12 protein-coding genes and 1 tRNA gene are annotated in these 12,604 nt (G+C 69.9%); 7 read left to right on the forward strand and 6 right to left on the reverse strand.

All coding sequences use genetic code 11. From position 1 onward, the window contains the following. Entirely contained in the window at window positions 1-981 is a 981-nt protein-coding gene (locus tag AB0L75_RS37895) for a sugar ABC transporter permease (protein WP_365190608.1), read from the forward strand. After that, on the forward strand, window positions 978-1,865 hold the full coding sequence (locus AB0L75_RS37900) for a carbohydrate ABC transporter permease (RefSeq protein WP_365190610.1): 888 nt from the start codon (window positions 978-980) through the stop codon (window positions 1,863-1,865). Before AB0L75_RS37895 ends, AB0L75_RS37900 begins: the two co-directional genes overlap by 4 nt. Before the next feature lie 253 nt (window positions 1,866-2,118). On the opposite strand, the gene AB0L75_RS37905 is transcribed toward AB0L75_RS37900, so the two are convergent. Beyond that, window positions 2,119-2,442 carry a CU044_2847 family protein gene (locus AB0L75_RS37905; RefSeq protein ID WP_365190612.1) on the reverse strand — a complete coding sequence of 108 codons (324 nt, stop codon included), beginning with the start codon at window positions 2,440-2,442 and terminating at the stop codon, window positions 2,119-2,121. A 141-nt stretch (window positions 2,443-2,583) separates the two neighbouring features. Between AB0L75_RS37905 and AB0L75_RS37910 the strand changes: the two genes are divergently transcribed. Beyond that, window positions 2,584-3,276, forward strand: coding sequence for a hypothetical protein (locus AB0L75_RS37910; RefSeq protein ID WP_365190613.1), 693 nt, complete (start codon window positions 2,584-2,586; stop codon window positions 3,274-3,276). 30 nt (window positions 3,277-3,306) lie between these two features. Continuing rightward, complete coding sequence (locus tag AB0L75_RS37915) at window positions 3,307-5,433, forward strand: CHAT domain-containing protein (protein ID WP_365190615.1); 2,127 nt, start codon at window positions 3,307-3,309, stop codon at window positions 5,431-5,433. 184 nt (window positions 5,434-5,617) lie between these two features. Here AB0L75_RS37915 and AB0L75_RS37920 read toward each other — a convergent pair. Continuing rightward, window positions 5,618-5,691 (reverse strand) — tRNA-Pro (locus AB0L75_RS37920). A gap of 105 nt (window positions 5,692-5,796) precedes the next feature. Here AB0L75_RS37920 and AB0L75_RS37925 point away from each other — a divergent pair. Next, complete coding sequence (locus tag AB0L75_RS37925) at window positions 5,797-6,312, forward strand: DUF309 domain-containing protein (protein ID WP_365190616.1); 516 nt, start codon at window positions 5,797-5,799, stop codon at window positions 6,310-6,312. Window positions 6,313-6,374: 62 nt separating this feature from the next. Further along, complete coding sequence (cobF, locus tag AB0L75_RS37930) at window positions 6,375-7,148, forward strand: precorrin-6A synthase (deacetylating) (RefSeq protein WP_365190618.1); 774 nt, start codon at window positions 6,375-6,377, stop codon at window positions 7,146-7,148. A gap of 183 nt (window positions 7,149-7,331) precedes the next feature. Here the strand turns inward: cobF and AB0L75_RS37935 are convergent, their stop codons facing one another. After that, window positions 7,332-8,078, reverse strand: a complete 747-nt coding sequence (locus tag AB0L75_RS37935; RefSeq protein WP_365190620.1) for a cobalt-precorrin-6A reductase — start codon at window positions 8,076-8,078, stop codon at window positions 7,332-7,334. Window positions 8,079-8,185: 107 nt separating this feature from the next. Between AB0L75_RS37935 and AB0L75_RS37940 the strand changes: the two genes are divergently transcribed. Next, window positions 8,186-8,965 (forward strand): TIGR01458 family HAD-type hydrolase, encoded by a 780-nt coding sequence (locus AB0L75_RS37940; protein WP_365190621.1) that lies wholly within the window; start codon window positions 8,186-8,188, stop codon window positions 8,963-8,965. Here the strand turns inward: AB0L75_RS37940 and AB0L75_RS37945 are convergent. From AB0L75_RS37945 to AB0L75_RS37955, 3 genes are all read right to left on the reverse strand, one after another. Then, complete coding sequence (locus tag AB0L75_RS37945; protein WP_365190623.1) at window positions 8,954-9,727, reverse strand: sulfite exporter TauE/SafE family protein; 774 nt, start codon at window positions 9,725-9,727, stop codon at window positions 8,954-8,956. The genes AB0L75_RS37940 and AB0L75_RS37945 overlap by 12 nt on opposite strands. 72 nt (window positions 9,728-9,799) lie before the next feature. Then, window positions 9,800-11,314 carry a long-chain fatty acid--CoA ligase gene (locus tag AB0L75_RS37950; protein ID WP_365190624.1) on the reverse strand — a complete coding sequence of 505 codons (1,515 nt, stop codon included), beginning with the start codon at window positions 11,312-11,314 and terminating at the stop codon, window positions 9,800-9,802. A gap of 74 nt (window positions 11,315-11,388) precedes the next feature. Beyond that, on the reverse strand, window positions 11,389-12,576 hold the full coding sequence (locus AB0L75_RS37955; RefSeq protein WP_365190625.1) for a thiolase family protein: 1,188 nt from the start codon (window positions 12,574-12,576) through the stop codon (window positions 11,389-11,391). Window positions 12,577-12,604 lie beyond the last annotated feature (28 nt).

Here is a 12,604-nt window from a genome sequence, read left to right on the forward strand (position 1 = left end):
ATGACGACGGATACGACGACGCAGACCCCGCAGGCGGCCACCGTGCCGCCCGCGGGGCCCAAGCCGCAAAGGAAGCGGGCCGTGCAGAGCCGCCGGCGCCTGCTGACCCGCCGCGACCGGATGACGCTCGCCCTGATGGCGGGCGTGCCCACGATCCTGCACGTGCTCCTGGTGTGGGTCACCGCCATCGCCTCGATCTTCCTCGCCTTCACCACCTGGGACGGCATCGGGTTCGACTCGATCAAGTGGGTGGGCCTGGACAACTTCAAGCAACTCTTCAACGACAACCCGCAGTTCTGGCCGGCCGTCCAGCACAACGTGGTCTGGTTCGTGGTGCTGATCCTGATCCCGACGCCGTTCGGCCTGTTCCTGGCCGTGCAGCTGGACAAGCGGATCCGCTTCAGCCGGGTCTACCAGACCGCGTTCTTCCTGCCGGTCGTCATCTCGATGGCCTGCATCGGTTTCGTCTGGCAGCTGGTCTACAACCCGGACACCGGCCTGATCAACAGCATCATCGGCGCCAACAAGCCCGGCCACTACATCGACTGGATCGGCGACCCGCACCTGAACCTCTGGGCGGTCCTCATCGCCGCGTCCTGGCGGCACACCGGCTACATGATGATCCTGTACCTGGCCGGCCTGAAGAGCGTCGACCCCTCGCTCAGGGAGGCCGCCGCGCTGGACGGCGCGGGCGAGTGGCAGACGTTCAAGAACGTCATCTTCCCCACCCTGCGCCCGACCAACACGGTCGTCCTGGTCGTCACCATCATCGAGGCGTTGCGCGCCTTCGACCTGGTCTTCGTCTTCAACAAGGGAGCCCAGGGCACGGAGTTGCTGTCGATCCTGGTGACCAACAACATCATCGGCGAATCCAGCCGGATCGGTTACGGCTCCGCGATCGCCGTGGTGCTCCTTGTGATCTCCCTAGCCGTGATCATCCCCTATCTGATCGCCACCTTCCGCAAGGAGCGCCGCGCATGAGCAGCACCACTCTCCCGCTGAAGCGCCGCGCCCCGGTCCGTCCCGCCCGTGTCCTGCTGCACGTCTTCCTCGCGGGCACCGCCCTGGCCTGGCTGGCCCCGCTCCTGTGGGCGATCTTCTCGGCGCTGCGTCCGTACAGCGAGACCAGCACCAAGGGCTATGTCTCCTGGCCCGACAAGCTGAGCTTCGAGAACTTCACGAACGCCTTCCAGCAGTCGGACATGCTGCACTACTTCGGCAACACGCTGGTCATCGCGGTACCGGCCGTCCTGCTGACCCTGTTCCTGTCCTCCTGCGTGGCGTTCTACGTCAGCCGCTTCGACTTCCGCCTCAACCTGGCCCTGCTGCTGGTCTTCACAGCCGGCAACCTGCTGCCCCAGCAGGTCATCGTCACCCCGCTGTACCGGCTGTACCTGCTGACGGACCTGCCGGGCATCACGGCGAGCGGCAAGCTGTACGACTCCGCGCTCGGCCTGGTCCTGATCCACGTGGCGTTCCAGTCCGGCTTCTGTGCCTTCGTGCTGAGCAACTACATGCGCTCGCTGCCGCACGAGCTGACGGAGGCCGCGCTGGTCGACGGCGCCTCGGTATGGCGGCTCTACTGGCAGATCACGCTGCCGCTGTGCAAGCCCGCGATGGCGGCCCTGGCCACCCTGCTGTCGATCTGGATCTACAACGACTTCTTCTGGGCCCTCGTCCTGATCTCGACCGGCGAGAACATGCCGATCACCTCGGCCCTTAACAACCTCTCCGGCCAGTACTTCACCGACCCCAACCTGGTGGCGGCAGGCTCCCTCCTGACGGCGATCCCCACCCTGGTCGTCTACTTCGCCCTCCAGCGCCAGTTCGTCAGCGGCCTGACCCTCGGCTCCAACAAGGGCTGAAGCACCGGCACTTGAAAGAGACCTACGTGAAGCGCACCACGCGCATGGGGCGCCTCCGGCGTGGTTCTTCCGCGCCCACCCGGAGGCGCCTGGTGTTGGCCCCGAACATGTCGGCGTACGCCGAGCGCGGCGGCACCCTCGCGCACAGGCGCCGCCTGGTACCCGGCCACGCTGACCGCGCTGTTGAACCGCATCCGGGGCCGCACCAGGCGCGACGTGACTTCTCACCAGCAAGCGCCTTCAGGACACGGTGTCAGGCCTTGTTCCACGTCAGGCTGACTTTCAGTTGAGCCGTGGCGCCAGCCGAGGTGATGACCGCCCCGGCCTGGGCGTTCAGTTCGACACCGAATTCCACAAGGAGGACGTCCGGGCGCTGGACGAGGTCGTCCATCTGGACAGCCATGCCATGAGCCACCACGCGCACGGCGTGGGCGAGGGAGTCGAATGTGCCCTCGGCCTTCTCGATCACTGCGGAGGTCGGTGCGCCCCGGGTGAGCATGGGGCCCGGCGCCTGCTCGTCGGAGACTCTGACGAGCACGGCACCGCCGTCATGTAGCGGGAACTCCATAATCGCCATAAACTCTGGATTAGCACGAAAAACCAAGTATGGCTAGGTAGTTGATGGTTCTCTTATTTCCCAGCGTGCGCTGAAGACGAGGGCAGGGCGGGTGGGTTTCGGCCGCAGATGATGCGGCTTCACCCACGGAGGAGCGGAGCCATGCCACTCGCCGTCGAGATCGTTCTCATTGTCATCGGAGTTCTCCTGCTGGCTGCCGCCCTGATCGGCAGCGGCATCTCCCGCCGCCTCATGACCATCCCCAAGATGCACCGAGCACCGCGCGTCGTGCTCGCTGCACTCGGCGTGTTGCTGCTGGCGGGCGGATTCTGGGGGATGTGGACCGGGACGGAGAAGAGCGCCCCCACCCTGGCCGACCTCAGGGCTCACATTCCACCCGACGTCAAGTCCACGTTGAACTGCACGGAAGCCGTGGAATCCCCGAAGAAAGGGGTGGAGCTGGACTGCAGCACGCAGGGCAGTGTCCCGGACAGCGTCTGGTACGTCATGTTCCCCGACGTGAATTCCATGCAGACGTACTGGATGCAGGAATCCAGCCCCTCGAACCGTCAAGGAACCCAGTGCAACACCATTGACGACTACAAGAGGGGCAGCAAGACGACCTACTTCCTCAGTGACCAGTCGATCACCGACGGCGACTACGCCTGTTACATGGACGGCAATTCCACCGTGGCGATATACACGGACCGGCGTTACAACATCGTCGTCATGGCCGAGGAATCGGACCCACAGAAATTCTCCGACTTCACCAACTGGGTAGACAACACCTCACAGCCCCCAGGGCCGACAGACACCACTCCCCCGACGCCCTCGCAGACCCCCGATGGAAGCTGACCGGCCTGCGGGAGAAAAGGGCGCGGCGCCATGGCGGATGGATTCGACTTCGTCCTCGAAATGAGCGAGGCACCCGCCGGTTACAGCATCGAGGTGTCATCCCCGTGCGGTGAGGACCGTACGGTTGCCGAGATCGACGCGCAAGATCTGCTGGGCAGGATGCCCTCGTTGCAGGCTGCGGTGCTCGGGTCCGCCGTGCGCTCACGGGGTGCGGGGACCGAGCTGGAGGCGCCCGCCCGACAGGTCGGGGGGATGCTGTGCGACGCCGTCTTCCAGAGCGCGATCAAGGCTCTCTACCTCTCCAGCAGGCAGAAGGCACAGGAGCATGGGCAGAAGCTGCGCATGGTGCTGCGGGTCCGCTCCCCGGAACTGGCGGCGCTGCCGTGGGAGCTGTTGCACGACGCCAAGCTCGGCGGATACCTATGCCTGCACCACCCGATCATCCGCTACGTCGAGATTCTGGAGCCGGTCTCACCGCTGCGGGTGGAGCCGCCGCTGCACATCCTCGGCATGGTGTCCCTGCCCGGCTCGCTGGGGGCGCTGGACGCGGAGGCCGAGCGGAAGAGCCTCGACACCGCTCTGAAACCGCTGATCGACGAGCGGGTGGTGCAGCTGGAGTGGGTGGGCGGCCAGACCAAGCAGGATCTCTTCGAGGCCCTGTTGCGCGGCTGCCACATCCTTCACTTCACGGGTCACGGGAGGTTCGACGATCTCAGACGCCAGGGGATGATCGTCTTCGCGGACGAGCAGGGCCGGGAGGATCCCCTGCACGCCGAGGCGCTCGGCTCGCTGATCAGTATCGCCGATCCGGCACCGCGCCTGGTCGTGCTCAACAGTTGCGAGACCGGTACCTCCCGCGGACAGGATCTGTTCTCCAGCACTGCGGCCGAGCTGGAGTACACGGTGCCGGCCGTCGTGGCCATGCAGTTCCCAGTGACCGACAAGGCGGCCGTCCTCTTCGCCCGGGCCTTCTACCAGTCTCTCGCAGCGAACCGGCCGGTCGACGAGGCGGTGCGCACCGCCCGCATCGCGCTGCGCACCGACAAGGATGACAGCCTGGAGTGCTTCACTCCCGTCCTGTACCAGCGCAGCGGCGACGCCCGGCTCTTCGACCTCACCTCCCCGCGACCGTCCGCTCCGGCGCGGACCGTGGTCCACGAGATCAACGAGCTTCAGCGGGAGGCGGAGCGTGCCAAGCACACCGAGGCGCCCGCCGCAGAGCCCTCGCCATCGCCTGCTCATGGGACGCCGCCGCCCCGCAGGAAGCCCTCCCCGGGCATCACCCCCCTACCGGAGATCGACACCGAGCACTGGGTGGTCAGTCTGGCCGTCCATCCGCAGGGCCGGCTGCTTGCCACCGGCTCCCGCAGACTCGTGCGGGTCTGGGACATGACCACCGGCCGGCCGGCCTGGGCACGCCGGCTCGGCGGATGGAGCACGATGGTGAACGCGCTCGCCTTCAGTCCCGACGGCGAGGGACTGGCGACCGGCAGCACGGACAACGTTGCGCGCGTCTGGGAGATGGCAACCGGGTCGCTGGCCGCCGAACTGGCCCACCAGCACTTCGTCAACGCGGTGGACTTCGACCACAGTGGTCGATACCTGGCCACCGGGAGCGCGGATGCGACGGCCTGCGTGTGGGATGTACGCACCGGGAACCGTCTGCTGTCCCTGCCCCATGCCCGTGCGGTCAAGGCCGTCGCCTTCAGCCCGGACGGGCGCCTGCTGCTCACGGCGTCCGAGGACAAGAACGCGTACGTCTGGGACCTGATCACCGGACGGCAGCAGGCGCGGATTCCGCACGGCGATTTCGTCCTCGGTGCCGCCTACTCCCCGGATGGGCGCAAGATCGCCACCTGCAGCGAGGACCGTACCGCCCGGATCAGCGAGACGGAGGCCTGGACCCCGCTCTTCCAGGTGAAGCACAACAGCGGTCTGCGAGCAGTGGCGTTCAGCCCCGACAGCGTCCTCGTCGCCACCGGCAGCAGGGACGGCACGGTCTGCGTATGGCGGGCTGGTACCGGGGAGTCACTGCTCACCGTCAGGCATGCCCGCTCGGTGAACGCCCTGGCGTTCTATCCGGACGGCCGCTATCTCGCCAGCGCGGGCGAGGACAAGGTGGTGCGCAGCACCTGGCTTCCCGACGCCGACCAGTGAGTGAGGGCCTTCGATCAGTGAGCCGGGCCAAGCCGCTCGCGGTTGTGTTCGGCCGACTCGATCCGAAGCGCGCCTCGGCCCAGGGCAGTTCACCTTTTCGCCCGCCCAGAAAGCCCAGAAAGCCCAGAAATGAGAGAGGCTGTGCCGGATTGTTCCGGCACAGCCTCTGACTCATTCTCATAAGTCGGGACGACAGGATTTGAACCTGCGACCCCTTGACCCCCAGTCAAGTGCGCTACCAAGCTGCGCCACGTCCCGATGCGCTCACTCGCGGTGGCCCGCGTGATCGCGCGAACAGAACTTTACCCCACGCGCGGGGGTGCGCCGAAGAGGGCCCGGCGTGGGCGGGGGACAATCGGCGGTATGACGAACGCGGACGCATCGGATGCCAGGGACCGGGACGCGGACGGGCGGGCACGCAGCGCGCGGCCCCGGGACGGGCTCGGGCGGCCGCTGCCGTACGACGCGCAGGGCGTCCCCCGGCAACCGGAGGGGGTCGTACGGACGCCTCGGGAGACGGTCACCGAGGCACAGGCGCTGCTGGACGCGGGGAAGCCGTTCCATGCGCACGAGGTGTTCGAGGACGCCTGGAAGTCGGGCCCGGAGGACGAGCGCGCACTGTGGCGGGGCCTGGCCCAGCTGGCGGTCGGGCTCACCCACGCGGCCCGCGGCAACGCCGTCGGCGGGGCGCGCCTGCTGCGGCGGGGCGCGGCGGCGGTCGAGGAGTGGGCTGTGGCCCGCGACGCGGACGGCCTGTACGGGCTGGACCTGCCGGGCCTCGCCCGGTGGGCGCGGGAGTTGGCGCAGCGCGTGGCCGACGGCTCCGGACCGGTGGACGCGCGCACCGAGGCGCCCCGGCTCGCCCCACGTCCGCACTGAACGACAGCGCGCCCCGCAGAGGCGATGGACGTGGTGTCAGTGGCATGCGGCAGACTCGGGGTGTGCGAAAGATTCATGTCATCGGTATCGGCGCGGGCGACCCCGAGCAGCTGACCCTGCAGGCCGTCGGAGCGCTGCGGAGCACGGACGTGTTCTTCCTGCTCGACAAGGGCGAGGTGAAGAGCGACCTCACCCAGTTGCGCCGGGACATGCTGGACGCGCATCTGCCCGAGGGGTCGTACCGGGTGGTGGAGGCCCGTGACCCGGAGCGGGACCGGAAGGCGGGCGGACCGGCGTATTCACCGGCCGTGGAGGACTGGCGCAGTGCCCGCGCCGGTATCTACGAGCGGCTGATCGCCGAGGAGCTGGGCGAGGACGGCACCGGCGCGTTCCTGGTGTGGGGCGATCCGGCCTTGTACGACAGCACGCTCGGGATTCTCCAGGAGGTGCTGGCGCGCGGAGAGGTCGTGTTCGAGTACGACGTCATACCCGGCATCAGCAGCGTCTCCACCCTGGTCGCCCGGCATCGCACGGGCCTGAACCGGGTGGCCCGGCCGGTGCAGATCACCACCGGGCGGCGGCTGGCCGAGGGGTTCCCCGAGGGCGTGGACGACGTGGTCGTGATGCTGGACGCACACCAGGCCTTCCGGGAGTACGCCGGGGACGACATCGACATCTACTGGGGCGCGTACCTCGGCACTGCGGACGAGATCCTGGTCTCCGGCCCGATCGCCGAGGCCGCTCCGCGCATCGAGCGGGTGCGGGCCGAGGCCCGTGAGCGCAAGGGCTGGATCATGGACACGTATCTGCTGCGCAGGAACCCTGGCGATCAGTGAACTCGGCCGATCGGTAGCGGGCGGCACTCGGGCGGGCCGTCCCGTATGCGGCACTGGTCCACCCGTGTGCTCGTGACGTCGTAACCGTGACCGGCGAACCGTTAGGGCCCGCCGCTGCCGGCTGGTACGACACGGGCAGCAGCTGACTCTGGTCGCCCGTCGGCCGGCTGAGGGAGTCGGTCCTCACCCGGGGCGGAGGCCGAGCCGTTCCAGTACGCCCGGCACATCGGGCACCGCCGCCACGCCCGGCGGGAGCGGAGGCCGGCGTACGACGACCACGGGCACGGCGAGTTCGCGTGCGGCCGTCAGCTTCGCGGCCGTCGCCTCGCCGCCGCTGTCCTTGGTCACGAGGACCTCGATGCGGTGGGCGCGCAGCAGTTCCGTCTCCTCGGCCACCGTGAACGGCCCGCGTGCGAGGACCAGTTCGGTGTCCGGCGGCAGGGGCGGCTCGGGCGGTTCGACCGAGCGGACGACGAAGTGCAGGTCCGTCAGATGGGCGAACGCGGCAAGGCCCAGTCGTCCGGTGCTGAGGAAGACCCGGCGGCCGAGGCCGGGCAGCGCCTCGGCGGCACCGGCCAGGGACGGGACGTCGTACCAGCGGTCCCCTGGGGCCGGTCGCCAGCCGGGGCGGCGCAGGACGACCAGCGGGGTCCCCGTGGAGGCCGCCGCGCGGGCGGCGTTGGCCGTGATCGCCTCGGCGAAGGGGTGGGTGGCGTCGACCAGGGCATCCACGCAGTGGGCGCGCAGCCAGTCGGCGAGGCCCTGCGCGCCGCCGAAGCCGCCGATCCGCACCTCGCCCGCCACCGCTCCCGGCCGGGCGACCCGGCCGGCCAGGGATGTGGTGACCCGGACGCCGGGACGGGCGGCCAGGTCTGCGGCGAGGCGGCGGGCCTCGGTGGTGCCGCCGAGGATCAGGACGTGCGCGGGCATAGGGGTGAGCGTACGAGGTTGTGCGGGCCTCTCCGGCGTCCGGGTCGCTACGGTCTGACGTCATAGCGGTCATAGCCCTCGTAGCCGTCATGGAGGTCAGGGGAGTCATGGAGTCCGTGCGGGGCGTGCTGATCGACATCGACGGTGTCCTCACCGTCTCCTGGAAGCCGCTGCCGGGTGCGGTGGAGGCGCTGGGCAGGATCCGGGCGGCCGGGCTCGGTGTGGCGCTGGTGACGAACACGACGTCCCGGACCCGGGCGTCGATCGCCGAGACGCTGGCCGGGGCCGGTTTCGAGGTGGGTGCCGAGGACGTCCTCACGGCGCCCTCGGTCACCGCCGCCCACCTGGCCGAGCACTTCCCGGGCGCCCGCTGCGCGCTGCTGAACAGCGGGGACATCGCGGAGGATATCGCCGGGGTCACCCTGGTGGACGACGATCCCGAGGTGGTCGTACTGGGCGGTGCGGGGCCGGAGTTCGGCTATGCGGCGCTCAACCGGGCGTTCGGGTTTCTGCAGCGCGGTGCGCGGCTGGTGGCCATGCACCGCAATCTGTATTGGCGCACGGACGCGGGGCTGCAGCTCGACTCGGGGGCGTTTCTGCTCGGGCTGGAGAAGGCGGCCCGGGTCGAGGCGGAGGTGACGGGCAAGCCGTCGCGGGCCTTCTTCGAGGCGGCGCTGGCCCGGCTCGGGGTCGGCGCCGGGCAGGCGCTGATGGTGGGCGACGACGTGGAGTCGGACGTGCTCGCGGCGCAACGGGCCGGGCTCACCGGGGTGCTGGTGCGGACCGGGAAGTTCCAGCAGGAGACGCTGGACGGCGCGAGCGGCACCCCCGACCACGTCCTGGACTCCTTCGCGGACCTCCCGGCGCTGCTGGGGCTAGGGGAGTAGCAGCTGCACTCCGCCCACGATCGTCGCCGCGATCACGAGTTGTTCGAAGAGTCGCTGGTTGATCCTGTTCACAGCCCATTTGCCGAACAACGCACCGGGTACGACGAAGACCGCGAGCGCGGCGTCAAGGAGCAGCGAGCGCCCGTCGATCAGACCGAGGCCCGCGCTGAACGGCACCTTGGACACGTTCACGATGAGGAAGAAGAAGGCGGAGGTGCCGAGGAAGCCCAGCTTCCGGAATCCGGCGGACAGCAGATACAGGGACATCACCGGGCCGCCCGCATTGGCGACCATCGTGGTGAACCCGCCGAGCACGCCGTACGAGCGGGCCTTGGCGCGGCCGGTCCGAGTGGTGACCGGGTCGGGCGGCTCCACGGCGTCCGCCGTGCGCCGCCGCCACACCGTGACACCGGCCATGAGCAGCAGGATCGCGCCGATCGAGGTCCGTACGATCCCGTCGTCGGCCCACATCAGGAAGAGCGTGCCCACCACGACACCCCCGGCGACGGCCGGGAACAGCCGCCACAGGGTGGGCCAGTGGGCATGGCGCCGGTAGGTGAGGACGGCGAGCACGTCACCGGCGATCAGGACGGGCAGCAGCACGCCGGTGGAGGCGCGGGCCGGAAGGACGGCCGCGAAGATCGCGAGGCTCACCGTGTTGGCCCCGCTCACCGCGGTCTTGGAGAAGCCGACGAGCAGGGCCGCGAAGGAGAGCGCGGCGAACCCCCAGCCGGACATGTGCCAGAGCGTCATCGTGTTCATGCGGGGACCGATGTTATGTCCTGACAACCCTCCGACGTAAGGACCGTCTCGCCAGGTGACCCCTGCCGCCCGTTATGCCCCTTCCGCGTACCGTGCCCGGAGTTCCCGCTTCAGCACCTTCATGCTGGGCCCCAGCGGCAGCGCCTCGGCGAACTCCACACGGCGCGGGTACTTGTGCCGGCCGAGGTGCTCCTTGGACCAGTCGGTGACGGCGGCGGCGTCGGGGGCGGTGCCGGGTGCCGGTACGACGACGGCGCAGATCTCCTCGCCGTGCAGTTCGTCGGGCAGGCCGATGACCGCGACCTGGGCGATCGAGGGGTGACGCATCAGGACCTCCTCGACCTCCCTCGGGTACACGTTGTAGCCGCCGCGGATGATGACGTCCTTCTTGCGGTCGACGATCCTGAGGAAGCCCTCGTCGTCCTTGGTGCCGAGGTCGCCGGTGCGGAACCAGCCGTCGACCAGGGCCTCCGCGGTGGCCTCGGGCCGGCCCAGGTACCCGGAGAAGACGTTGTGGCCGCGGATGACGACCTCGCCCAGCTCGCCGGGCGGCAGCAGCTCGATGCGGCCCTCCACCTCGGCACGGGCGATCTCCACGTCGACACCCCACAGCGGATGGCCGATGGTGCCGGGCTTCGTCCCGAACAGCGGCTGGTTGACGGTGGCCGTGGGCGAGGTCTCCGACAGCCCGTAGCCTTCGTAGATCCGCGCGCCGAACGCCTCCTCGAACCGCTCCAGCACGGCGACCGGCAGCGAGGCCCCGCCGGAGATGCACACACGCAGCTCGGGCAGCCGGTCCGCCTGCGCCGCTGCCGCCGCGAGGGCGACGTACATGGTCGGCACCCCCTGGAAGGTGTTCACCCCCTCCTTCACCATCAGCTCGATGGCGCGGGCCGCGTCGAAGCGGGGCAGCAGCACGAGTGTGGCGCCCGCCCGCCAGGTGGAGTTGAGCGACACCGTCTGGCCGAAGGCGTGGAACAGCGGCAGCGCGCCGAGGGCGATGTCGTCGGCGCGGATGTCGTTGGCGTCGAAGGCGTTGACGGTCGCGTTCATCACGATGTTGAAGTGGCTGAGGACCGCACCCTTCGGGACGCCGGTGGTCCCGCTCGTGTAGAAGATCACCGCCGGGTCGTCGGCGACGCGGCTGACGTACGACGGCAGCGGCTCGGCGTCGGCCGCGAGCTTGTCGAACTCCTCGCCCAGGACGACGACTCGGACGCCCAGGGCGTCGGCGGCGGCCCGTCCGGTCTCCGCCTGGCCCGGATGGACGAGCAGCAGGGCCGCCCCGCTGTCCTGGAGCACATGCTCGACCTCGCCGGCCGACAGCAGCAGGTGCACGGGGACGACGACCCCGCCCGCCGCGGCGATCGCGTAGTAGGCGACCGGGAACTCGGCGGTGTTGGGGGCCATGAGGGCGACCCGGTCGCCCGGCCGTACCGCGAGCCCGGTGAGCGCACCCGCCTGGGCCAGCGCCTTGCGCCACACCTCGGCGAAGGTGAGCCGCAGATCCCCCTCCACCAGGGCGGTCTTGTTGGGACGACGCCTGGCGTTCTCGGCGAGGATGGTGGCGACGGACAGGGTTGCCATGGAGTGCTGCTCCGTTTCCTTGCTGCGGCTCGTGCTGCCGAATCCCCGTGCGGTGAGCCCCCGTTGAAGACGTCTCAGTGCCGCTCGACCAGCACCGCGGTCCCCTGCCCCACGCCCACGCACATGGTCGCGAGGCCCCGCTCCGCGCCCGTGCGCCGCATCCGGTGCAGCAGCGTCGTCAGGATGCGGGCGCCCGAGCAGCCGAGGGGATGGCCGAGGGCGATGGCACCGCCGGTCGGGTTCACCAGGTCGGGGTCGATGCCGAGCCGATCGACACAGGCCAGGGCCTGGGCCGCGAACGCCTCGTTGAACTCGGCCTCCTGGACGTCACCGACGCTCCAGCCGGCCCGGGCCAGCGCCTTGCGGGTGGCGGGGACCGGGCCGATGCCCATCACGTCGGGGTGGACCCCGGCGGAGGCACCGGCGACGTACCGGCCGAGGGACTCCAGGCCCAGCTCGTTCAGGGCCTCCTCGCTGACCAGCAGCAGTCCGGCCGCACCGTCGTTCATCGGCGAGGCGTTGCCCGCGGTGACCGTACCGCCCGGGCGGAAGACCGGCTTCAGCCGCGACAGCTTCTCCAGCGAGGTGTCCTCGCGGACGCACTCGTCCTGCTCGACCACGATGCCGTCCGGGCGCTCCACCGGCAGCAGTTCGTCCTCGAAGTGGCCGTCCTTCCGTGCGGCGGCGGCGAGTCGGTGGCTGCGCAGGGCGAACTCGTCCTGCCGCTCGCGGGAGATGCCGTAGCGCTCGGCGACCTCCTCGGCGGTCTCGCCCATGGACAGCAGTCCGTGCAGCTCCCTCATCGCCGGGTTGACCAGCCGCCAGCCGAGCCGGGTGTCGTGGGTCTCGATGCGCTGCGGCAGGGCCTCGTCGGGCCGGGGCAGCACGAAGGGGGCACGGCTCATGGACTCGGAGCCGCCCGCGATCACGATGTCGGCCTCGCCGGCGGCGACGGTGCGCGCGGCCGTGGTGACCGCTTCGAGGCCGGAGGCGCACAACCGGTTGACGGTGGCGCCGGGCACGGAGTCGGGCAGGCCGGCGAGCAGGGCGGCCATGCGGGCGACGTTGCGGTTGTCCTCGCCGGCCTGGTTGGCCGCGCCCCAGTAGACGTCGTCGATGCGGGCCGGGTCGAGCCCCGGCACCTCGGCCACCAGGTGGCGGATGACGGTGGCCGCCAGGTCGTCGGCCCGGACGGAGGACAGGGCTCCGCGCAGCTTGCCGATGGGGGTGCGGCGGGCGGCCGCGAAGTGGACGGGACGCACGGCTTCGACTCCTGTACCTATACCTACG

It is taken from the genome of Streptomyces sp. NPDC052101, from assembly GCF_040680235.1.
Classification (GTDB): Bacteria; Actinomycetota; Actinomycetes; order Streptomycetales; family Streptomycetaceae; genus Streptomyces.